The organism is uncultured Aquimarina sp., from assembly GCF_947492965.1.
GTDB lineage: Bacteria > Bacteroidota > Bacteroidia > Flavobacteriales > Flavobacteriaceae > Aquimarina.
In genome coordinates this window covers 24792-48472 of sequence record NZ_CANLOZ010000016.1, presented here as the reverse complement: position 1 = coordinate 48472, position 23681 = coordinate 24792, and the positions used below count along the sequence as shown (strand labels likewise).

Genomic DNA, 23681 nt, shown 5'->3' with positions numbered 1-23681 from the left:
TGATTAAATTAAGTAATCATAAACTTGATCATTTCTTCTTATACCTTCTGATAATAATTTTTTAATATGGATTCCATTTTCTTTTCTCCTTTTTCTATTTCTAAAACTAAAAGACGTAGATCTTCATTTAATAATTTGAATAAAGGCTGTTTTACCTTCGAAACATAATTAAAGGCTTTTGCTAGTTTATTATCCCATGATTTATGGTATTTTAATAAATCATCAGGATACACAATTTTTCTTCTGGTTCCTTCATCTATTCCTCTAAATGGGATTTCAATGTTTAAATACCCATAATCATCTGTTAACTGCTCACCAGGATGAATATCTCTTATCGCTAATTCAAAATTATAAGCAGTAGTTAAGCAATTAGATTTAAAACTGTGATTTACAAATCTTCCATTATCCCAACACAACACCAGATTCCCTAGGTTGTTTTTGAAGGCATACGTTTCTAATATATCTTTATAAATAGGATCTAATTTATCGATTGTATCAGGCGTAAATTCTTGATCAAATTTATCCAGAACCCATGTAATTGTTCCCATAGGAATGAATTCAGTGGCTACTACACCGTAACCAATCTCTTCGCTTATAAATTCTATTTTAGTGCTAGGGTGTATCATCTCTTAAACTTTAACTTTTTTTCAATTGATTCGATCATAATATTAGCAATATCCAAACCTGTAGCATTCTCAATACCTTCAAGACCTGGAGATGAATTTACTTCTAGTAAAAGTGGTCCTTTATTGGATCGAATAATATCGACTCCTGCTACTGGTAAATTCAATATTTTAGCTGCTTTTATTGCTAGCTTTCGTTCCTCAGAAGTGATTTTAATTTTAGAAGCTGAACCTCCCTGATGGATATTTGCTCTAAACTCTCCTTTAGCTGCTTGTCGTTGCATAGATGCTACCACTTTTCCATTGACCACAAAACAACGAATATCCTGTCCATTTGCTTCTTTGATAAATTCCTGGACCAAAATATTGGTTTGCACACTTTTAAAAGCATTGATCACACTTTCGGCAGCTTTATTAGTTTCTGCAAGCACCACCCCTTTTCCTTGAGTACTCTCTAGAAGCTTTATAATCAAAGGGGCTCCATTAACCATTTTAATTAAATCTTTAGTATCTAAAGGAGACTTTGCAAAACCAGTAATAGGGATATGAATATCATGTTTAGCAAATAATTGAGTAGCAAGTAATTTATCTCTTGATTGCGTAATTGCTTCCGCAGAATTTAAACAATAAGCTCCCATAGAATCAAACTGACGAATTAATGAACAAGCATAAAACGTTACCGAAGGTTTTATCCTTGGAATAATCGCATCAAATTCATCAATAATATTACCTCCACGATAGCGTATTTCAGGTTCGGCAGCATCAAGCTTCATGTAGGCTTGTTCGACATTAAGAAATACCATTTCGTGACCTCTGGCAATTCCTGCTTCTATAATACGCAAATTACTATATAACTGAGGATTACTAGCCAATAATGCGATTTTTAACCCTGATTTTTCTTTAAGAAAAGGTTTATATTTTATTTGGATCTCATCTGGAGTGAAATCTTGCTGTGCAAAACTAATGGAGGGATTAACAATATACCGATCAACTAACGCTTCACGTCCTAATAACATTCTATATTCCATCGCATCACGATTGGCTAATGTAAGTTCTATATTAAAAATAGTTTCACCTAGTTTTACAGGTGTTTTAATTACAAAACGTAGTTCGGCAATACCAGATGAACTTTTTACTATTCTTTTACCATATAATTTAGTTTCACATCGAATTACAATACTTCTATTGTCCTGAATAGGGTTTACTTCAAAACGCACCCATTCCTCACCTCCTTTATGAATGAGTTTGATATTGTTAGCTTGGATAGAAGAAGTTTTTGCTCCAGAATCTACCCTAGCCTTGATAGCTGGGATACCAAATTCGGCAAAGACACACCATTCCTCACTCCCAATTATTTTTAGTTCCTTATTTATTATAGTTTCAATCACTTAATTAGTTTCTTTACTATGTTAATTTTTGTACAAAAAGATCCACCACTTCTACAAGAATTAAAATGATAATAATCCATTCGAGTGTACTACTTTGTCTATGGAACATAATATCTTTAAAGAGTTCCAAGTTTTCTTTAATAATTCCTATTTGATCATGAATACTGCGATAGCGGTCTTTTAGATCAAAAATTCTTTTTAAATCCTGATCTAACTTATTTAAAGTTTCATCTTCCCATGAGACATCATGCGAATCAAAAATGTATAGATTCTCCGAGATCTTATTCTTAATATTCAATACACGTCCTATATACCTTTTCAATTTTTTGCCACTGATATCTAGCTTTCCATTTTCTTCGAGATACGAAGTATGTTCTCTGGTATCTTCTAAAATTTGTTCAGAAATATTAGCATACTTATCCAAGGCAACAGATTGAGAAACATTAAGCATAATTAGTCGTATGGATTCTACATCAAACTGTTGCAGTGACACTTTTCCAAAAGATACTTTGTTCACATTCCCACCAATCATGATCTCCATACTTTCCGAAATCTCTTCTGAAACAGCATTTTTAGCATATTTCAAAATTTCGAAACACTTCTTATTTATATTTTCAATGGTAAGATCATGAAAGGAAATTACTCCATATTTAAAGATATATATGTATTGCCCCGAATGTAATTCATAAAATAACTCATCACTATCGGAGAATAAAAGTTTTTCTTTAAAGCCATTTTTACAATCTCTTATAGAAATTGAATCTGCAACTTGCACTGAATAGGCTACTGTTCTCATGTTCTTAAACAGTGAACACCTCTCCTGTATTCTTAAAACTTTTAAACTCTACCATATATCCATCGGGATCTTTGACAAAAAAAGAAAGATGCTCTCCCACTTTATTTTCAAAAAAGGTTACCTCTGTAGTAACTTCGATATCCTTACTAGATAAATGTGAATACAACTTTTCCCAAGTTTCCATATCTACAATGACTCCGAAATGAAAAGATGGCAAAATTTGGCCTCCTAAACGATAATTCTTAAAATCGAAATTAAAAGTACCTGCTTTAGTAAATGTAATTTGATTCCCATACAAGTTAATATCTATCCAATTGTCTGTATGCCTCCCCAATGTAGCACCCAATATATTGGTATAAAAATCTTTTGTCTTGCCTATATCTTCACAAGGCAATGCTAAATGAAATTCTGCCTTTTTCATATTATGATATTTTATTCTTCTTCAACATTAGAACCATCAGGTAATTCCTGATTTTTTTCACTAGAATCTTCATCAGTGTCATCAAAATCTTCCATAGCGGCCACTAAGCGTTTACTTACTTTAATAAGATAAAGTGTATCTTCTGTTGTTACCTCTACACATTCCACAATTTCGTTTTGCGCATTTCTAAACGTGATAACATCACCATCACCATATCCATCTGGGTACTTATTGACTAATAGATCTAAAATCTGATTATTTAGTTTTTTATAATCTACAATAACTCGTTTTAAATGTGCGTTTCTTTGTCTTTTCATTTTTACATATCTAATAAGTAGCCAAATATTAATGGTGCTACGATGGTTGCATCACTCTCTATTACAAATTTTGGAGTATCAATATCTAGTTTACCCCATGTAATCTTTTCATTAGGTACCGCACCCGAATAAGAGCCATAACTTGTGGTAGAATCACTTATCTGACAGAAATAATTCCAAAATGGAGTATCCGTTCTTTCTAAATCCTGATATAACATTGGTACTACACAAATAGGAAAATCACCTGCAATACCACCTCCTATTTGGAAAAATCCTATACCGTCTTTAGAGTTTTCTGTATACCAATCTGCCAAAAATGTCATATATTCTATTCCAGATTTCATGGTGCTTGCTTTCAGCGCTCCCTTCATTACATAGCTCGCAAAAATATTCCCCATAGTGCTATCTTCCCACCCAGGAACTACCATTGGTAGATTAGCTTTGGCAGCAGCATACATCCAAGAGTCTTTGATGTCAATTTCATAATATTCTTCCAATACTCCAGAGAGTAAAAGCTTATACATAAACTCATGCGGAAAATAACGTTCTCCTGCTTCTTCTGCATCTTTCCAAATTTTAAAAATATGCTCCTGCAGCCTTCTAAAAGCTTCCTCTTCTGGTATGCAAGTATCTGTAACACGATTAAGGCCTTTTTCTAATAACTCCCATTCCTGTTGTGGAGTTAAATCTCTATAATTTGGTACCCGTTCATAATGGCTATGCGCCACTAGATTCATAATATCTTCTTCAAGATTTGCTCCAGTGCAAGAGACAATATGCACTTTCTCTTCTCGAATCATTTCAGCAAATATTTTCCCTAATTCTGCAGTACTCATAGCTCCTGCAAGAGAGACAAGCATCTTACCTCCTTTTTCTAATTGAGATTCATATCCTTTTGCTGCATCTACAACAGTCGCTGCATTAAAATGAAGAAAATATTTTTCTATAAATTTTGAAATTTCACCTTTACCTTTCATCGTATTCTTCGTAACTAGATTTAAATTTTCTTAATGCTTCATTTTCTGTAATATCATCCTCTTCATCGATTGTATCTTCTGTGTCCTCAAACTTATAAGACAACATTTTATAGTATAATTTTGCAGCAGCAAAATCAGATGGTTTACTCGTTTCATTAGGACATAATTCCACGATATCAAATCCTACCACATTCTTTTCTGAAAAGACTTTTCTTAAGAATTCTAGGGTTTCGTACCAGAACAATCCTCCTGGTTCCGGTGTTCCGGTTGCGGGTAATATAGATGGATCAAATGCATCTAGGTCAAACGAAATATATACATTATCCGTCATAAGTTCGATTGCATTATCCATCCAATAATCATCTTTTGCCATTTCATGGGCAAAAAACACCTGATCATCATTCATTACCAAGTTTTCTGAAGCATCCATACTTCGTATCCCTACTTGAATCAAATTGGTTTTCTCATTGGCCTCATACATAGCGCAAGCATGATTATACTTAGAACCATTATATTCTTTTCTCAAATCCGCATGTGCATCAATCTGTAACACCGTAAGGTTATTAAAACACTCATCAAAAGCTCTGATAGCACCAATTGAGATAGAATGTTCTCCTCCAAATAGGGTTACAAACTTATTCCTCTTTATATTATTTTTGGTTGTATTATATACTGCCTCTACCATAGATTCTGGAGTATCATTCTCCGTAATTGGTTCTAATAAACATATCCCTTTTGTATATACTTCGCTGTCCGTTTCTATATCGTACAATTCCATATTTTCAGAAGCTTCTAGAAATGCTTCAGGGCCTTTGTCGGCTCCTTTACCCCAAGTGCTGGTTCCATCATACGGAACGGGTACTAATACTATTTGAGATTTTTCATAGCCCGCAAACTTTTCAGAAATGCCGGCATATGTTTTACTAGTTTTCATTGTATTAAATTATAAATGGTTTTTAAATTATAGTCTTTAAATGATGTTTGATACCTTTAACTGTAAAGGATCTTGTTGATATTCTTTCTGATAGCCAAGAATAGATAATAATTGTTCTGAAGTTTGTTGTTCCGTAAAGACAGAGGTTTCTAAGTTCCCATCTTGGTCTCGATCAATAATAATATGTTTTGGCTGTGGAATCAAACAATGTTGTAATCCTCCGAATCCTCCAATGGTTTCCTGATATGCTCCAGTATTAAAGAAACCTATATATAGTGGTTTTTCTTTTTTATACTTAGGTAAATAAATCGCATTCATGTGCTGCTCAGAGTTGTAATAATCGTCGCTATCACAAGTTAGACCTCCTAATAACACGCGTTCATATTCATCATTCCAACGATTAACAGCAAGCATTACAAAGCGTTTATTGATAGCCCATGTATCAGGTAAAGTAGTAATGAATGAAGAATTAATCATATTCCACTTTTCGCGATCATTTTGCTGTTTTTGATATAATACTTCATAAATAGCTCCTCCACTTTCTCCTACTGTGAAGCTTCCAAACTCTGTAAAAATATTTGGTACATCTACGCGAGCTTCTTCACAAGCGATTTGAATTTGATTTACAATCTCATTCACCATATACTCATAATCGTAATCAAATCCTAAGGAGTTTTTGATCGGGAAACCACCTCCAATATTTAGGCTATCTAAGGATGGACATATTTTTTTGAGGCTTATATATACTTTGAGACATTTTAATAATTCATTCCAGTAATAAGCAGTATCACGAATTCCTGTATTTATAAAGAAATGCAACATCTTTAGTTCTACTTGAGGGTTCGCTTTAATCTGGTTATTGTAAAAAGGAACAATATTACGATAGCCTATTCCTAAACGAGAAGTATAAAACTCAAATTTTGGTTCTTCTTCAGAAGCAATACGAATACCAACTTGAAACTTATCATTAATACTTTCGCTTAGTAAAGATAATTCTTCATAATTATCAATAATAGGAATACAGTTTTGATGACCATTATTTATAAGCCTTGCTATATTTTGGATGTATTGATCTCTTTTAAAACCATTACAAATGACATAAGTATGATCATTAATTTTACCTTGAGCTTTTAGATTTTCAACAATGTCAATATCAAAAGCAGAAGAAGTTTCGATATGAATATCATTTTTTAATGCCTCATTCAACACATGTTGAAAATGAGAGCTTTTGGTACAGTAACAATAGTTATAAGTACCTGCATAATTATTCGCTTTAATCGCGTTATCAAACCATTTTTTGGCTCTGTTAATATTTTCAGATATTTTGGGCAAGTATGTAAATTTTAAAGGTGCTCCGTATTTAGCTATCAATTCCATTAAATCAATTTCATGGAACTGCAGCTGATCATTCTTTAGGTTAAATTCTTGCTGAGGAAAATCAAAAGTTTGATCGATAAGATCAATATATTTAGTCTTCATTTATTCGGTTTTGTTTTGCGTATAAAAGAAATCAATAGATATAAAGATTAACATCGTTAAACTATAGCTAATCGAGATTCTATGATGTCATATTTGAAAAATTACAAATTGTAGATAAAATGATAAAAGCATCTTATCAATCTATACTCATATCCGAATAATTGAAATCGTATGTGGAACGAATTTTATCCGTTCTAAAAACTGAAGTGCAATTGTATATTTTTTAGAAGTCAGCCTGAGAATTCGGTTCCCTATCCTTAAGGCAGCTTTTGGAGTAGACTTCTTTATTCTCCTAAGCCCGAATCTGAAAAAAGATTCCATTTTATTTAGGCAATGCGTCTGATTGTACAGACTCATTTGTTAACAGTTAATCAAACATAGTAAAAAAACAAATATCAAAAACTTTTTTACATATTTTTTTAAAATTTATTTCGCTTTGTAAATTTCAACCAAAAAAAACCCTAACATTATAAATATCAATAGATTAACCAATAAACAACTTCTAGATTTATAATTTAAAACTGCGAATTATTTTCACTCCTCTACGAATTCTACTTTTATAAAGTCGAAAAATCATTTAACTCTCTTCTCCACAGATAATAAACATACTTTAGACAATTATAAAATTGGTTGACCAATTTTATAATAATGATAAACTCCATAAAAAAATTAAAACTACACTATCAATCTAACAACAATGAAAAAAATACTATTACTCTTATTAACCTTTACCACCTGGAATTCCTTTTCTCAAACTACAGTCAATTCTTTACAACAATTATTACCTTATTTAAACGACAATAATGTACAAGTAAAATTAGCTCCTGGCATCTATAATATTTCAGCTACTGATGTTGCCGCAGGAAAATTTAGCAACCCACTTTTTCTTTTCGAAGGGAATAACAGTACTTATGATTTCACAGGTGTTACTATCAATTTTGATACAGATATTTTTACAGCATTTGGAAACATCGGTGTTGAAGAACTCAAAGTAATTGGTAATAACAACATACTTAAAAATTTAAAGATGGTCGATGTAGGTAGTGTATATGATAGACCTACAAGAACAGCACTTGGTATAAGTTTACAAGGTCAAGATAATTTGATCGAAGGTTTCGACATGACCATTGTAGGATCTCAACCATATGGATACGGTGATGCTTTTGGTAAAGGATCTGGATATGTAATCAAGCATTTCAAACATTCAGCAATATTAGTTGGAGGAAATAGAAATCATGTAAAAGACTGTAATATTAAGCATAGAGCCTATGGGCATGGAGTCTTTATGCAAGGAGCAGTTGATGCGTTGATTGAAGGTGTTTATCTAGAAGGAGAAGTGAGATCTACTGATGATATGTTGGCTGGAGCTTATGAAGGAGATGGAGTCACCGGTGAAGATGTGGATTGGATGACTGTTTGGGGGTTTCCGCTTCCCGCTGGTCATACAATGAGTCTACAGGAAGATGGAATTAGAACGTACACCAGAGGGACTACTATAATTAATGGAGAAACAATATCTGATAGAAGAACAACAAATATTACCATTAAAGATTGTATTATAAAAAAGATGCGCTCTGGATGTTCAATAACGTTAACAGCTGGAACAAAATATATTGAAAACACTACTGCTATTAGTTGTGAAACTGGTTTTGGAGCAGGTAATGGTGGTCAAGTAGTGAATTGCTTTGCAGATGCCGCAATAGGACCTGTTTACAGAAACGCTTACAATACTACTAATAATTTTGAAGGTGAGATCACTGTTATTCCACCAGAAAATGGATATTACAATGGAGCTAATTGCTTGGCTTATTTAGGTGGAAATAATCATGAGGTAATTCTTAGAAATGCTGAGCCAAATTTACCCTCTAATCTAGCAATCATGTTTGGGGGAGATTTTTTAGCACATCGTTTTTTAAGTGATGATACTAATGTAGATCACCCATCAAGAGATGTTTCTCTTATTAATTATACAACTGCACCAGTTTTAATATCATCCGAAAGTTCAGGAAATCAAATTGAAACCTGTTCTACCGTGACTAATAATGGTTCTAATAACAGCATCTCACAATTAAATGATTGTGATACTGTTCCACCGCCAAGTTCTAGCTTTACTCCAGATCCTAATAAAACTTATTATATAGACAACCCATATCACAACCTTCGATTAGCTTCTAGCGGATCTAGTGAAGATGCATATACTACATCTACCCAGACTACAGGAGATGATGTAGCCTGGAAATTTGTAGATAAAGGGAATGGATACTGGCATATACAAAGGGCTGCCGGAGGAACTAAACCACGCTTACGTACAGATAATTCAGAACTAGCGGATATGCAAGCAACCACTAATTCAGGTACGTATACTTATTATGATTTTACTCAAGGGGCTGGTGCTAACACACATTTTATAACACTTCCCGATGGTCCTTCAGGGCGTCAACGCTTACAAATCAACAATTCAGGTTTAGTTCGTTTTATGAGTTCTAGTTTAAATGGTACTTGGGAATCATTTACAATTACCGAGATAAACAGCACTAGTATAGTTCATATTACAAAACGTAATGCTCCGAACTTTGCGATTGATGGAATGAATGGTGGTGCTAATGGCCAAAATGTATACTTATGGTCTGCAAATGAAAATAATGATAACCAACAATGGATTGAGATTGATCGTGGTAATGGCTATTATTCTTATCAAAAAGTAGGAACTAATTATTGTATCGATGGTAATAATCAAGGTGCTAATCGACAGAACGTATACCTATGGAGTTGTGGAGAAAACAACCAAAATCAACAATGGCAAAAAGTAGCAATTGGAGGAGGTGCATATAAACTCATTAAGAGAAATGCTCCCGGATATGCTCTTGATGGAGGTTCTAATGGTGCAAATGGTCAAAACATACAACTTTATGATGCATCAAATACCAGTCAAAACTTACAGTGGATTATTACTCCGATTAATGACACGAAATCCCCAGAGGTTACTGATAAAAATACTATAATCTTATATCCAAATCCAGTAGTAAGTACTGTAACTATAATTGGGGCTGATAATTCAATTATCAGAGTGTATGATATGAATGGAAAAGAGGTATGGTCAAAATATGTTTCTAGTAATAACGAAACTATAGATTTAAGTTTTCTTCCTTCTGGCATTTATTATGCTAAGGTAAATGGCTCACAAAGCATTTCTACAATTAAAATAGCAAAGCAATAATCCCATAATTAAGAATATAATTTAATATCAATATAAAATAACAATGAAAAAAATAGTATCAATTTCTTTGCTTTTAGTAGGTCTATTTGCTTCACAACTAAGTTTTGCTCAAAGAACAATTTCTAGTCTTCAAGAATTTATAGAACTTCAAGATGCAAGTAATCAGAATATCAAAATGACACCAGGTACTTATCATATCTCATTGTCAACAAAAACTTTATTTGATGGTGATGATTGGATTGTGCGTACAACAGGTTCGTGGCCTGGGCTTTTTAACTTTACAGGTAGTAATAATATCTTCGATTTAACTGGGGTAACGTTCACTTTTGATTCTACTATAATCAATGACATGCCTAATCTAGCGCATGGAAGCTTGGTAAGATTGGGAGGAACTGGTAATACCTGGATAGGATTTAATTTGCAAGAATTGCCCGGTAGCAATGGAAACTATGGATACTACATTCATGTTTCGGGTGGTGTGGTTGTGGAAATAACTGGAAGTGGGCATCGTTTTGAAGACTTTACCCTAAAAGCACGTTATTCTCATCCATATGGTTTTGGATCGCTCTACGGAAAAACAGGTAGTAGTAGTGGCATGCTACCTGGATCTCGTTTGGGAAAAAAGAGTGGTGTTATCCTTTCAGATTTAACCAATAGTACTTTTACAAATATTTTAGTAGATCATAGTGCTTTTGGCCATACTTTATTTTTTAATGGACCTATTAATAATGTTGTTGTAGAAAATGTAACCATTATAGCTGAGTCCAGATCCACAAATGATCTTCGTCAAAATGGTATAGGCGGTACAGATCGTAATGGAGTACCCTTTGGAGTTAATTATCAAGGAAATGTTTTGTTTGGGGCTTCAGATAATGATACTTTTTTTGATCTTTTTGATACAAATAATTTAGATCAGTGTCAAAATTTAGATGGCGGTTCTCAAAGATCTCCAATCCGTAATAATTATCAATTTAGTTTGGTCGAAGGTGCATTTAGGGGTTATACCCAAGGTGAAATAGAAAACCTTACCATTCGTAATGCTTATGTTGAAGGAGCACGAAGTGGTATCGCAATGGATATTGCCAATCGAGGTTTTGTAGTTGAAGGCATGACCGTAAAAGGAGTTGCTGGTCATGGAGTTCCTGCATGTAACGGTGCCTGGAATAGTGCCAATGGAGGTGAAGGTGATGCTACCGCTTTTGGTGTTCCCTCATATGCGGTTATTAAAAATGCTCAAGCTGATGCTGCATATGCCACAGTTTTAGAACTTGCTGGAGCACGACAAGAAGTTACAGCTGATATTGAAGTATTAGATCCGGATAATGGCTATTTACGCCCGTCTGGATCCACAGCATTAGCACTAATAAGTGGTAGTGATCATAAACTCCGATTATGGAAACGTGATGGACAAGCCCTGGATAAAGACCTAGTCATAAAAGTAGGTAATCAAGCTACCTCAGGTATTTTGCTCTGCAACATGACTAAACAATCTGTAACATTATCCAATAATGTAACTAACTCCACAATTTATTCTATTGGAAACGTAGTAGATTCTAGTAATGGTAGCAATACCATCATAAATGTATCTAGCATAAACCAAGAACCTTGTGAATGTAGCTCTATTGCCAATGATAGTTGTGTGGATAATTCATTCACTCCCGATCCTAATAAAACGTATTATATCGATGCACCGCATCATAATCTTCGGTTAGCAGCAGACGGCAGCAGTGAAGATCCTTATGCTACTGCTATCAATACTACAGGAGCAGATGTAGAATGGAAATTTGTAGACAAAGGAAATGGATACTGGCATATACAAAGAGCAGCTGGAGGGAGTGTTCCGAGACTTAGAACAGATAATAGTTTATATGCAGATATGCAGGCAACTGCTAATTCAGGAACCTATACTTATTATGAATTTACAGAAGGGGCAATAAATAACACCCACTTTATTACACTTCCTGATGGTCCAACTAATTTTAAACGATTACAGATGACTCCTAATGGCGAGGTTCGATTTTTCCCTACTACCTCCAATGGTACTTGGGAATCCTTTAGGTTTACAGAAGTAGTCACTGGTGAACAAATCGTACATATTACCAAAAGAAATGCTCCAGGATTTGCTATTGATGCTCCGGGATCTACTCCGTCCAATGGAGATCAAGTGTATTTATGGTCATCCAATCAAAACAATGCAAACCAACAATGGGTTGAGATCGATCGTGGTAATGGATATTACTCCTATAGAAAAAAAGATACAAATTACTGTATAGATGGTAATAACGGAGGAGCGGATCGACAGAATGTCCATTTATGGACTTGTGATCTAAACAACCAAAACCAACAGTGGCAAAAAGTAGCTGTTGGTGGAGGCGCCTATAAATTGATAAAACGCAATGCTTCAGGATATGCAATAGATGGAGGTTCCAACGGAGCAAATGGACAAAACGTACAGCTTTATAATTCAGCTAACACTAGCCAAAACTTGCAATGGATTATCACACCAATTAATGACATCAAAGCTCCAGAACCTTCCGAAGATAAAACTATCGTCGTATTCCCTAACCCTTTGGTAAATAAGTTTACCGTAGAAGGAGCTGAAAATTCCATAATTCGCATATATGATATAAATGGAAAAAGGGTTTTTACCAAACATATTTCCCAGGATTCAGAAACCATTGATATAAGCTCATTTGCTCAAGGGCTGTACTACCTAAAGGTGAATACATCCAAAAGCATCCGTACAATTAAAATTAGTAAACAATAAAACTCTTTAAACTTAAAACCATGAAAAATGTAACCCCATCTAAAAACAGTATTTTGATAATACTATACTGTTTTTTCGCTCTACTTGTTCAGTTTAGTTATACTCAGGATTTCAATGTATTAGTATTCCATGAAACCAATGGGTTTAGACATACTGGCGCTATTAATGCCAGTATAGCTATGTTAGAAGATTTAGGGGCCAATGCAGATCATGATACGTGGTCTGTTGATGATACCAGAGATGCATCTGTTTTTACGGATCAAAATCTAGCCAATTATGATGTTATTATATTTTCAAATACATCAGGTGGAGATTTATTAGATGATAATCAGAAGAATGCCATGGAAACATTCATACAAAATGGTGGTGGTTTTGTTGGTTTTCATGCAGCTAGTGATACCTACAGAGGTACCAATGCAGGTTCTACATGGCCATGGTATAATGAGCTTGTTGGTGCCATCGTACAAACCAGTCCGAATCATACTTCTAATAATCTACCAGGCGTAATGAATGTGCTGGTAGACCATCCTGTCACTAACCATATAGGAAATGCAGGAGATGTATGGTCTCATGAAGAAGAATGGTATTATTGGGAACTAAACGGCGGACAATTAAGTGATACTAATTTTGATCTTTTAGAAGTACAGACTACAGGAAATCAAAGTTATGATGCCACTCGTCCTATTACCTGGTTAAAAGAATTTGACGGAGGAAGATCATTTTATACAGCTCTAGGTCATAATGCTACTACGTATAATGATAATGAAACTTTTAGAAGAATGATCGAAAAAGCAGTGCTATGGGTAGCAGATCGATTAGATACAAATGAACCTGTTAATGATTGTGGCGCCACTTTAACTAGTGAATGGACAGATCTTCTAGAAAATGATTTAGATTGTTGGGAAATATGGATGGGAGTGCCACATAGCACAACTGGATTACCTGGTGCTAGTGATAATGTTACTAATGGATCTGGAACTCCTTTGGAATTAAACAATGATCCTCGAAATGTGTTTTCTATAATTGAAGAAAATGGTGAAAAACAACTCTATATAACTGGTGAAGTTTACGGAGGATTAACTACTTTAAATGAATTCGAGAATTATCATCTAAGCATGGAATTTAAGTGGGGAGAGCTAAAGTGGGAACCCAGATTAAATCGCCTTAGAGATAGTGGTATTTTATATCATTGTAATGGAGAACACGGAACGTTTTGGGATGTATGGAAGTCTTCATTGGAGTTTCAAGTGCAAGAAGGAGACTTAGGGGATTATATTGGTTTAGCAGGAACGAAAGGTTTGGTTCCGTCAGAAAATAGAAATGGATTAACCTTTACACCTATGGCCCCATTGAATACGGGAACACTAATTAGAGCTGGATCAAACCCAGAATTTCCAAATGGAGAATGGAATTTATTAGAAATTATTGTAATTGGTGATAGAGCAATTCATTATGTAAATGGTGTTATGGTTAATGCATTGCAAGATGCTACCTGGAATGGAAATACAGTAACCAGTGGACAAATACAAATACAATCTGAAGGAGCAGAATTATACTATCGGAATATTAGGATAAAGTCAGAAACTGAATTCCCAGCAGAAGATGTTGCAACACTAGGATGGGGTGATGACACTACTCCTACTCCAACCTGTGATACTGATGCTCCCATAGGACAAATGATTGCGCTTAAAAAATCAGGTGGTGATCAAAAATGGGTTACTATCGATCCTTCTAATTCCAGCCTTATTGCTAATGGTGAAATTGCTGATAGAGCATTATTTTATGTAGAAGAACATCCCAATGGTTGTATTGCTCTTAAATCGGTAGCTACCGATAAATATGTACAAGTAGTTCGCAATTCGAGAACCACACCTATTCGTGCTACAGGTAACGCTCCAGGAACTTGGGAAAATTTTGGTTGGGAACCTAAAGCAAATAATCAAGTTGCATTAAAAAGTTTATTTAATAACGGATGGGTACAAGCTAATTGGAATATCAATAACACATCACTTTTTCCTGCTGGAAATGCGGATGGCATATGGGAAACTTTTGATTTCGAAATCATAGATAATTCTCCGACAACTACCATAGTACATATCACTAAGCGTAATGCTCCAGGTTTCGCTCTAGACGGAGATCATGGTGGTGCTAATGGACAAAATGTGTATTTATGGTCTGAGAATTCTAGCAATGTGAATCAACAATGGATTGAGATTGATCGTGGTAATGGATATTATTCATATCAAAAGATTGGAACAAATTATTGTATCGATGGAGATCATGGTGGTACAAATGGACAAAATGTGTATTTATGGAATTGTGCCGAAAACAATCAAAATCAGCATTGGTTAAAAGTAGACGTAGGAGATGGAGCTTTTCAATTAATTAAACGTAATGCTTCAGGTTTTGCCATCAATGGTGGTAATGCGGGATCCAATGCTCAAAACGTTAACCTATATGATTCTTCTAATACAAGTCAAAATCTACATTGGATTATTACTCCAATTGATGATATCAAAGCGCCAGAAATTTCAGAAAATACCAATATCATCTTATATCCTAATCCAGCTGCCAACTCTATTACTATTGAAGGTGCTCCAAATGCTGTAGTACGCATTTATGATATCAATGGAAAGGTTGTTTTAAACAAAAGTTTAAGTTCCGAAAATGAGATCATAGATATACACACTTTTGCTAAAGGAATGTATTATCTAAAGATTCTCGGTGATATGGAAAATAAGGTAATAAAATTTGTAAAGCTATAAACCCTTTAAAAATGAAGTAAATACTAAATTGAAAGTTCTTGCAAAATAAGCAGACTATTTACTCATCAAAAAACTAGTAGCATGAGTAAAAGTTTTATTAGTGATATCGCTTTTAGTCCAGAAGTTAAAAAACGCCAAGAAGAGATGGGGTCTAGAGAGACCTATCAAAAAATGGCAGAGCGTAGAGATTGGCAAGATACTATAACTGAAGGTTTAGAATCATTTCTTGCGCTAAGAGATTCATTTTATATGGCTTCTGCAAACAACGAAGGCCAACCTTACATTCAGCATAGAGGTGGACCGAAAGGTTTCCTGAAAGTTTTGGATGAAAAGCATTTGGCATTTGCAGATTATTCTGGAAACAGACAATACATTTCTGTGGGTAATTTTGATGTAAATAACAAAGTACATCTCTTTTTAATGGACTATCCAAATAGAATGCGAATAAAAATTTGGGGAGAAATCGTTCCTCAGACTGAAGAAGACGTTACTCTTTTTGAAAAAGTTTCAGATAAAGATTATGCGGCTAAAGTAGAACGAATTATTAAAATTAAAGTCAATGCTTGGGATGTAAACTGCCCACAACATATAGAACAACGATTTACAGTAAAAGAATTTCAACCTAGAATACAGCGATTAGAAGATAAAATAGAAGAATTAGAAAAACAGTTGAAGGAATTTCAAGACAAGAAATCAAACTAAAAAACCAAACTAAACACAGTTCCTTCGTCTTCTTTACTATTTACGAGTATTTTACCTTTATGCAATAACATAATCTGTTTACATAAACTAAGACCAATACCACTACCAGTTGATTTACTCGTAAAAAATGGAATAAAGATACTCTCCATTATATCCTGAGGAATTCCAGAACCATTATCGTATACTTTAATAACAATATTCCTATTTGGTTTTTGCTCTGCAATTACTCTTATTTGTGGTTGCTCTCTATGTCTACAGGCATCTACAGCATTTACAATTAGATTTATTAGCACTTGCTCTATGAGGTAGCTATCAATATTTAATTCTAATTTTGGAGGTGTTACTTTAAAATCTATATGAATATTCTTTACATCCAGTGAGGGTTGCATCAATAGCTTTATGGTGTCGAATAGTTCTACTACCATTTTCTTTTCCAAGCTCAAATGTGTTACTTTACTTAGGCTACGATAGGTTTTAGCAAACTTTAGTAGCCCCTCACTCCTATTCTGAATAGTTTTGATACCTGCATTGATGTCTTGTAATTCTAGCGGATATTCCTCTGGATTATCTAACGTTAGCTGTAAATGTGTTTGTAATGTATCTGCCAATGACGAAATCGGAGCAATAGAATTCATAATTTCATGAGTCATCACACTTAATAACTTTTTCCAAGCTTCTGATTCATTTCTATTTAAAGTATCATCAATATTCTGCAGTACGATTAGTTTAAACGGATCATCCTTTACCTGAAAAACAGTATCAGAAATGAGAACTTTTATCTTTTCATTTTGTACTGCTATAGAAATCGAATTGGGTTCCCTATGATAGGTTTCAAAAATAGCATCATACAATTCTGGTTTTCTACCTTCTACAAAGCGAATATTTTTAAACGATGGAAAATCAAGTGTTTCTCTAAAGGAATCATTGGACCACAAAACATCTCCTGTATCCAGATTATACGCAATAATTCCTATGTCTACCATTTCTAATATTTTTTGGAGATATACATATTGCGCTTCATTCTTAGAATTAATTTCTTTAATGGTACGATTTACTTCATTAAAACCTCTATATAAAAATCGAATATCTTTAGGACCTCTATCTTCTGGAAACCATCGTGAAAAGTCTCTATATTTTACAGCCTCAAAAAAGTCATCCATCACTACAAAACGACGTTTTACGAAAACATAGGTGGTGTAGCCGAAATAAACAATTACAAAACTTACTATAGTTCCAATACTAGTATATCCCTTATCAAAAGCATATACTACACCCAAGATAAGCCCTACCAAAACTAAAATCCTTAAAAAAAGGCGGGTAATATAACCATTATAATTCATATTTGTCTAACCTTCTGTATAACGCTGCTCTTGTGATTCCTAATTCTTTTGCCGATTTAGAAACATTTCCTTTATTCTTCTCCAGAACTGTAAGAATTGCATTTTTCTCTATACTATCTAAATTCATTGTAGTGGTCGATGAAGTCTTGGTTGTTTGGCGTTCGATAGTTGAAAACACCAAATCCTCCGGTTTCAAAACATTCCCATCTGTCATAATTACTGCTCTTTCTAAAACATATTGTAATTCTCTAACGTTTCCTGGGAAATCGTGTTTTTTTAATTTAGATATAAATCCAGAATCCAACGAAAACTGTGCTTTATTATATTTATCCGCATAGATACCGATAAAGTGTTTTGCTAATAACGTAATATCAGTTCCTCTATCTCGTAATGGTGGCATTACGATATCCACCGTATTTATTCTATAAATCAGATCTTTTCTAAACTTTTGCTCATCTGCAAGTACTTTGGGCTCCAGGTTTGTTGCACATATCAACCGGATATCGATCGGTATTTCCTGATTAGAACCTAAAGGAGTTACTAATCTGTTTTGTAATACTGTTAATAATCGTACCTGCTGTCCTAAGGTGATATTTCCTATCTCGTCTAAAAATAAAGTACCGCCGTTGGCAGCTTCAAACCTTCCTGTTCTATCCTCTTTCGCATCTGTAAAAGCACCTTTTTTATATCCAAACAATTCACTTTCGAAAAGAGAAGAAGTAAGTGCACCTACATCTACTTTTACAAATGGCTTATTCCTCCTATTAGAATTATCATGTAAAGCTCTTGCAATTAAATCTTTACCAGTACCATTCTCTCCAAGAATCAAAACATTCGCATCTGTTGGAGCGACTTTTTTAAGTTTTAAGAAAACATCTTTTATCGCGTCGCTTTCTCCAATGATGGTACTCGTAGAAAGTGTTTGAGGATTTTTGTTGGTTGTATTAGATTTTCGGGCTTTTAATAATGAACTAATAGTATTTATTATTTTTTCATTCTTCCATGGTTTTACCAAAAAATCCGAAGCTCCTTCTTTTAGGGCTCTAATCGCCAAATCGATATCAGCATACGCTGTAATTAAGACTACATCGGTATCAGGTCTCGACTTTTTAATTTCATTTAACCAAAATATCCCTTCATTACCAGTATTTACCAAACCATTGAAGTTCATATCCAAGATGATAATATCAAAACTCTTCTTGTCTATCTGAGCACCAATATTACTTGGATTTTTTTCAATAATTACCTCCTTTACCAAAGGCTTTAATAAAAGACGCAATGCAGTTAATACATCTACATCATCATCTATAACTAAAATCGTAGCTTCCTTTAATACCATTGATACAATATTACAATATTATCCTGATGTCGTAAAAATTATAAAAACAAAATATTTTGGGATTGCTAAATGTACTATTTCCGAACAGAAAGTGTATCAAAACCGAACACTTTTATTTTTACAAAAAAACATTAAATACTGATAATCAGACATTTAATTTTTTGGCATCATCTTGACTATCTAAAGATTGTAATTAAAAAATCAATCAATGGACGTTCCAATTCAAAAAAAGAAATTTTCTAAATCACGTATAGCGATGGTAGTAGGTGGTTTATTAGTAGTAGCACTCATCATCTTTGTCTTTTCTCAATCTCTGGGAGGATCTAAATTAAACGTAGAAAAAGAGCGTATTGCTATCAGTACTATTAAAAAAGATGTGTTTCAGGAAAACATTCCTGTAAACGGAATTGTCCTACCCATTACAACAATCTATTTAGATGCATTAGAAGGAGGAAGAGTTGAAGAAAAATATGTTGAAGATGGAGCAATTATGAAAAAAGGAGAACCTATTCTAAGATTATCAAATACAGACTTAGAATTAAGTCTGATCAATCAGGAAACGTCAGTGTATAATCTACTTACTCAGATGCAAATTTCTCAAAATGCGGCAAGACAAAATACGATTAATCGTCGTAATCAATTTACGGATGTAGAAAATAGCCTTATTGAGGCAAAACGCGTGTATGAATTAAATAAAAGACTATATGATAAAGGAGCTGTAGGACGACAAGAGTATGAATCTTCTGAGAACAATTACAAATACCAGCAAGAAAGAATGCAGTTAGCCAAACAAGTATTAAGTCAGGATTCTATCTCTACTAAACTAGAATTAAATCAAGCACAAAGCTCTTATACCAGAACTCAAAATGCTTTAGAATTAATGCGAAAAAAAGTAGGAGATCTTGTCGTTCGAGCACCGGTTGATGGTCAATTGACTTCTTTAGATGCGGAAATCGGACAATCTAAAAACAAAGGAGAGCGATTAGGTCAAATAGATGTACTTAGTGGATATAAAGTAAGAGTTGATATAGACGAGCACTACATCTCCAGAATATACAACGGTCAAAAAGGAACCTTCAGTTTTAATAACAAGATGTACACCCTAGTGATCAAGAAAGTATTCACTCAAGTAAATAATGGTCGTTTCCAAGTAGATATGCAATTCGAAGGTGACGTTCCTGAAGGAATTAGAAGAGGACAAAATCTACAAATACGAGTGGCACTTAGTGCTGAAAAACAAGCCCTGTTAATCCCTAAAGGTGGTTTTTTCCAAAAAACAGGTGGAAACTGGGTTTATAAAATAAGTGAAAACGGAAATTCAGCATATAAAGTGAACATAAGTTTAGGTAGCCAAAACACTGAATACTATGAAATTATTGATGGATTACTTCCTGGAGATAAGGTAGTAACCTCTAGTTATGACAGTTTTGGAGATACCGAAGAATTAATATTAAAGTAAAAGCAATCAATTAAAAAATAGATCGAAATGATACAAATAACTGACTTAGAAAAGTTTTACAGAACTGAAGAAGTACAAACTATCGCATTAAACAAATTATCCTTTGAAGTAAAAGAAGGTGAATTCGTAGCCATCATGGGACCTTCTGGATGTGGTAAATCAACCTTATTAAACATCCTTGGATTGCTCGATGATCCAGATGGTGGAAGTTTCAAATTTAACGGCGAAGAAGTTGCTGGATATAACGAGCGTAAGCGTTCAGATCTTCGTAAGCATAATGTAGGTTTCGTATTTCAGAGCTTTAACCTTATTGATGAGCTTACCGTTTTTGAAAACGTAGAATTACCTCTTATTTATACTGGTGTAAAACCTGCAGAACGTAAACAACGTGTAGAAGAAGTTTTAGAAAAAATGCAAATCATGCACAGGCGTAATCACTTCCCTCAGCAATTATCCGGTGGTCAGCAGCAAAGAGTTGCCGTAGCAAGAGCTGTAGTAAATAATCCAAAATTAATTCTTGCCGATGAACCTACTGGAAACCTAGATAGTACAAATGGTAATGAGGTTATGGATTTATTAATAGAACTTAATGAAGCGGGAACTACAATCATAATGGTAACGCATAGCGAACATGATGCCAAATACAGCCATCGCATTATCCGAATGTTAGACGGTCAGAAGGTAACAGAAAATGTATTAGTGTAGAGGTCATTCATCAAATCATCAAAAAAACGAGCAATCATGATTAAGAATTATTTTAAAATAGCGTGGAGAAATCTTTTAAAGAATAAGGTCTATTCTTTTATCAATATATCCGGTTTAGCTATAGGAATGGCGGCCACGATACTTATAGGTCTCTGGATACACGATGAACTTAATCACAATAAGCATTTTGAAAATCATGATACGATTGCTCAAGTGTTCCAGCATGAATCTTCAAACAACGTCGTAGGAACAGGACCTGCAATTCCAAGACCATTGGAATTTGCTTTGCGAGAAGAACACAATGATAATTTTAAACATATCATTATGTCTTCTTGGGAACAACCAAGGTATATCCGTTATGGAAATACCAATATCAATAGACGTGGTTATGCGATGCAAGAAGGTGCTCCAGAAATGCTAAATCTAGAAATTATTGCAGGAAAAAAAAATGGAATCAAAGAAAAAAACTCCATCATGTTGTCCGAATCTTGTGCTCAAGCATTATTCGGAGATGACATAAGTATAGCTATTGGAAAAATAGTAAAAATTAATAATCGTGATGATCTTGCGATTACAGCTGTTTTTAAAGATAATCCAGAGAATACTTCTTTTAAAGACATGGATTATTTAGTGCCTTGGAAATACTATGTCACTACACAACCATGGTTAGAACGTGCCAAAACTGCTTGGGGTAATAATTCATTTCAGTTATTTGTACAGATCAATGATAACACCACTATGGAAGCAATTACTTCTAAAATCATTGATGTAAAGAAAAATGCTTCTCCAGAAGAAGCAGAATTTAATCCGCAAATATTTCTTTTTCCAATGAAAGATTGGTATTTGAGAAGTGAGTTTGAAAATGGAGTTCAAACAGGAGGACGTATTGAAAATGTGTGGTTATTTGGTATCATTGGAATATTCATTTTATTGCTTGCTTGTATCAATTTCGTAAATCTAAGTACCGCACGTTCCGAAAAAAGAGCTACCGAAGTTGGGATTAGAAAATCTATTGGTTCGCAAAGAGGACAACTTATATTCCAGTTTTTAAGTGAATCATTTTTAATCGTTGTGTTGTCATTCGTTGTAGCAATAACCATTGTACTCATCAGCTTAGGCGGATTTAATAACTTAGCTAGTAAGGAGATTCTTTTTCCTTGGGCTAACCCAATCTTTTGGATCATTTCTGTATTATTTATTTTACTTACGGCATTCCTATCAGGAAGCTATCCTGCACTGTACTTATCATCATTTAATCCAGTATCGGTATTAAAAGGAACTTTTAAAGCTGGTCGTTTTTCTGCACTTCCAAGAAAAATATTAGTGGTCACACAGTTTACGGTTTCCATCGCATTAATTATAGGAACGCTGATTGTCATGAATCAAATTCAACATAGTAAAAACAGACCCACAGGATATGATAAGGAAGGATTGGTGCAAATGCCTGTAATGAGTAGTGAATTTATCGGAAAAGCTGATGTAATGCGAGATCAATTCATAGCCTCTGGAGGCGCTATAGAAATGGCAACTACCAGTAGTCCTACAACAGATGTCTGGTCTAATAGAGGTGGATACACTTGGGAAGGTAAACCAGTAGGGTTTCAGGAAAATCTTGCTTATACAGATGTGTCTTATGAGTTTGTAGAAACATTAGGCGCTGAAATTATTGAAGGAAGAGGTTTCTCCAGAGATTTTCCATCCGATTCATCGGCTGTTATTTTAAACAAAACGGCAGTAGCATATATGGGTATTAAAAATCCTATTGGAAAATTAATCAGACATTCTGATGAAAATGACCCTAACCCACCTCTTAAAATTATTGGTGTAATCGATGATATCATTATGCAGTCGCCTTACAGCCCTGTAAAACAATCTATGTATGCTTTTGATCAACACGGAAATGTTTCTTATTGGAACTTAAGACTAAATCCAGAAAATAGTGTTCGAAAAAACTTAGAAATCATAGAAGGAGTTTTCAAAAAGAACTTCCCTAACGTTCCTTTTGATTATCAATTCATAGATGAAGAATACGCGAAAAAGTTTAGAGCCGAAGAACGAGTTGCAAGCCTTTCTAAAGTATTTACGGTATTAGCCATCTTTATCAGCCTTTTAGGTTTATTTGGACTTGCTTCATTCGTTGCAGAACAACGTACTAAGGAAATAGGAATTCGTAAAATATTAGGAGCTTCGATTACACACTTGTGGATGCAATTATCTAAAGATTTCATCACTTTAGTAATGATTGCACTTATCATGGCTGCTCCATTGGCATATTACTTTATGAGTCAATGGCTTCAAAAATTTCCTTATAGAATCAATATATCCTATACAACTTTTTTAATTGCTGGTTTAGGTGCATTGCTCATCACAATCATTACGGTAAGTATCCAAGCCATACGAACCGCAACTACCAACCCAGCCAATTCTTTAAGAACGGAATAAATCATCAATC

General features: G+C 34.2%; 17 protein-coding genes. 7 read left to right on the top strand and 10 right to left on the bottom strand.

The genetic code is table 11. The features are described 5' to 3' along the window. Positions 1–38 precede the first annotated feature (38 nt). The 8 genes from Q1B37_RS23275 to Q1B37_RS23240 are packed head-to-tail and all read right to left on the bottom strand — an operon-like array spanning position 39 to position 6935. Positions 39–626 (bottom strand): SET domain-containing protein, encoded by a 588-nt coding sequence (locus Q1B37_RS23275; RefSeq protein ID WP_299607356.1) that lies wholly within the window; start codon positions 624–626, stop codon positions 39–41. Continuing rightward, on the bottom strand, positions 623–1999 hold the full coding sequence (gene rimK, locus Q1B37_RS23270; protein WP_299608088.1) for a 30S ribosomal protein S6--L-glutamate ligase: 1377 nt from the start codon (positions 1997–1999) through the stop codon (positions 623–625). The genes Q1B37_RS23275 and rimK overlap by 4 nt, the downstream gene beginning before the upstream one ends. A gap of 28 nt (positions 2000–2027) precedes the next feature. Beyond that, positions 2028–2807 carry an RMD1 family protein gene (locus Q1B37_RS23265; RefSeq protein ID WP_299903081.1) on the bottom strand — a complete coding sequence of 260 codons (780 nt, stop codon included), beginning with the start codon at positions 2805–2807 and terminating at the stop codon, positions 2028–2030. Positions 2808–2811: 4 nt separating this feature from the next. Further along, positions 2812–3228, bottom strand: coding sequence for a VOC family protein (locus Q1B37_RS23260; protein ID WP_299903079.1), 417 nt, complete (start codon positions 3226–3228; stop codon positions 2812–2814). Positions 3229–3239: 11 nt separating this feature from the next. Further along, positions 3240–3545 (bottom strand): hypothetical protein, encoded by a 306-nt coding sequence (locus Q1B37_RS23255; protein ID WP_299903077.1) that lies wholly within the window; start codon positions 3543–3545, stop codon positions 3240–3242. A gap of 2 nt (positions 3546–3547) precedes the next feature. Continuing rightward, positions 3548–4522, bottom strand: a complete 975-nt coding sequence (locus tag Q1B37_RS23250) for a deoxyhypusine synthase family protein (RefSeq protein WP_299607364.1) — start codon at positions 4520–4522, stop codon at positions 3548–3550. Next, positions 4512–5456, bottom strand: a complete 945-nt coding sequence (speB, locus tag Q1B37_RS23245) for an agmatinase (protein WP_299903075.1) — start codon at positions 5454–5456, stop codon at positions 4512–4514. Before speB ends, Q1B37_RS23250 begins: the two co-directional genes overlap by 11 nt. Positions 5457–5492: 36 nt before the next feature. Continuing rightward, the gene (locus tag Q1B37_RS23240) at positions 5493–6935 is read right to left on the bottom strand and encodes an arginine decarboxylase (protein WP_299903073.1); all 1443 of its coding nucleotides are present in this window, start codon (positions 6933–6935) and stop codon (positions 5493–5495) included. Between the two features lie 697 nt (positions 6936–7632). Between Q1B37_RS23240 and Q1B37_RS23235 the strand changes: the two genes are divergently transcribed. The 4 genes from Q1B37_RS23235 (at position 7633) to Q1B37_RS23220 (ending at position 16386) form a co-directional block, all read left to right on the top strand. After that, positions 7633–10152, top strand: coding sequence for an RICIN domain-containing protein (locus Q1B37_RS23235; RefSeq protein WP_299903071.1), 2520 nt, complete (start codon positions 7633–7635; stop codon positions 10150–10152). Positions 10153–10195: 43 nt separating this feature from the next. Continuing rightward, a complete protein-coding gene (locus Q1B37_RS23230; RefSeq protein WP_299903069.1) occupies positions 10196–12919 on the top strand; it encodes an RICIN domain-containing protein in 2724 nt (907 codons plus the stop codon). Between the two features lie 20 nt (positions 12920–12939). Beyond that, positions 12940–15684: a ThuA domain-containing protein gene (locus Q1B37_RS23225; RefSeq protein ID WP_299903068.1), complete on the top strand. Its 2745-nt coding sequence runs from the start codon at positions 12940–12942 to the stop codon at positions 15682–15684. 81 nt (positions 15685–15765) lie between these two features. After that, a complete protein-coding gene (locus tag Q1B37_RS23220; protein WP_299903066.1) occupies positions 15766–16386 on the top strand; it encodes a pyridoxamine 5'-phosphate oxidase family protein in 621 nt (206 codons plus the stop codon). On the opposite strand, the gene Q1B37_RS23215 is transcribed toward Q1B37_RS23220, so the two are convergent. Next, a complete protein-coding gene (locus tag Q1B37_RS23215; protein ID WP_366944350.1) occupies positions 16383–17678 on the bottom strand; it encodes a HAMP domain-containing sensor histidine kinase in 1296 nt (431 codons plus the stop codon). The genes Q1B37_RS23220 and Q1B37_RS23215 overlap by 4 nt on opposite strands. A 37-nt stretch (positions 17679–17715) precedes the next feature. Further along, a complete protein-coding gene (locus tag Q1B37_RS23210; RefSeq protein ID WP_299607382.1) occupies positions 17716–19065 on the bottom strand; it encodes a sigma-54 dependent transcriptional regulator in 1350 nt (449 codons plus the stop codon). A 208-nt stretch (positions 19066–19273) separates the two neighbouring features. On the opposite strand from Q1B37_RS23210, the gene Q1B37_RS23205 reads away from it, so the two are divergent. Genes Q1B37_RS23205 through Q1B37_RS23195 form a run of 3 tightly spaced genes read left to right on the top strand, consistent with a single transcriptional unit; the run spans position 19274 to position 23671 of the window. After that, positions 19274–20524: an efflux RND transporter periplasmic adaptor subunit gene (locus Q1B37_RS23205; RefSeq protein ID WP_299903063.1), complete on the top strand. Its 1251-nt coding sequence runs from the start codon at positions 19274–19276 to the stop codon at positions 20522–20524. Between the two features lie 27 nt (positions 20525–20551). Then, positions 20552–21229: an ABC transporter ATP-binding protein gene (locus Q1B37_RS23200; RefSeq protein ID WP_299607386.1), complete on the top strand. Its 678-nt coding sequence runs from the start codon at positions 20552–20554 to the stop codon at positions 21227–21229. A gap of 36 nt (positions 21230–21265) precedes the next feature. Then, the gene (locus Q1B37_RS23195; protein ID WP_299903061.1) at positions 21266–23671 is read left to right on the top strand and encodes an ABC transporter permease; all 2406 of its coding nucleotides are present in this window, start codon (positions 21266–21268) and stop codon (positions 23669–23671) included. Positions 23672–23681 lie beyond the last annotated feature (10 nt).

Excerpts from the sequence above, each read along its gene's own strand:
- Q1B37_RS23275 (WP_299607356.1), bottom strand. The coding sequence starts at position 626 with ATGATACACCCTAGCACTAAAATAGAATTTATAAGCGAAGAGATTGGT.
- Q1B37_RS23265 (WP_299903081.1), bottom strand. The coding sequence starts at position 2,807 with ATGAGAACAGTAGCCTATTCAGTGCAAGTTGCAGATTCAATTTCTATA.
- Q1B37_RS23260 (WP_299903079.1), bottom strand. The coding sequence starts at position 3,228 with ATGAAAAAGGCAGAATTTCATTTAGCATTGCCTTGTGAAGATATAGGC.
- Q1B37_RS23255 (WP_299903077.1), bottom strand. The coding sequence starts at position 3,545 with ATGAAAAGACAAAGAAACGCACATTTAAAACGAGTTATTGTAGATTAT.
- Q1B37_RS23250 (WP_299607364.1), bottom strand. The coding sequence starts at position 4,522 with ATGAAAGGTAAAGGTGAAATTTCAAAATTTATAGAAAAATATTTTCTT.
- speB (WP_299903075.1), bottom strand. The coding sequence starts at position 5,456 with ATGAAAACTAGTAAAACATATGCCGGCATTTCTGAAAAGTTTGCGGGC.
- Q1B37_RS23240 (WP_299903073.1), bottom strand. The coding sequence starts at position 6,935 with ATGAAGACTAAATATATTGATCTTATCGATCAAACTTTTGATTTTCCT.
- Q1B37_RS23235 (WP_299903071.1), top strand. The coding sequence starts at position 7,633 with ATGAAAAAAATACTATTACTCTTATTAACCTTTACCACCTGGAATTCC.
- Q1B37_RS23230 (WP_299903069.1), top strand. The coding sequence starts at position 10,196 with ATGAAAAAAATAGTATCAATTTCTTTGCTTTTAGTAGGTCTATTTGCT.
- Q1B37_RS23225 (WP_299903068.1), top strand. The coding sequence starts at position 12,940 with ATGAAAAATGTAACCCCATCTAAAAACAGTATTTTGATAATACTATAC.
- Q1B37_RS23220 (WP_299903066.1), top strand. The coding sequence starts at position 15,766 with ATGAGTAAAAGTTTTATTAGTGATATCGCTTTTAGTCCAGAAGTTAAA.
- Q1B37_RS23210 (WP_299607382.1), bottom strand. The coding sequence starts at position 19,065 with ATGGTATTAAAGGAAGCTACGATTTTAGTTATAGATGATGATGTAGAT.
- Q1B37_RS23205 (WP_299903063.1), top strand. The coding sequence starts at position 19,274 with ATGGACGTTCCAATTCAAAAAAAGAAATTTTCTAAATCACGTATAGCG.
- Q1B37_RS23200 (WP_299607386.1), top strand. The coding sequence starts at position 20,552 with ATGATACAAATAACTGACTTAGAAAAGTTTTACAGAACTGAAGAAGTA.
- Q1B37_RS23195 (WP_299903061.1), top strand. The coding sequence starts at position 21,266 with ATGATTAAGAATTATTTTAAAATAGCGTGGAGAAATCTTTTAAAGAAT.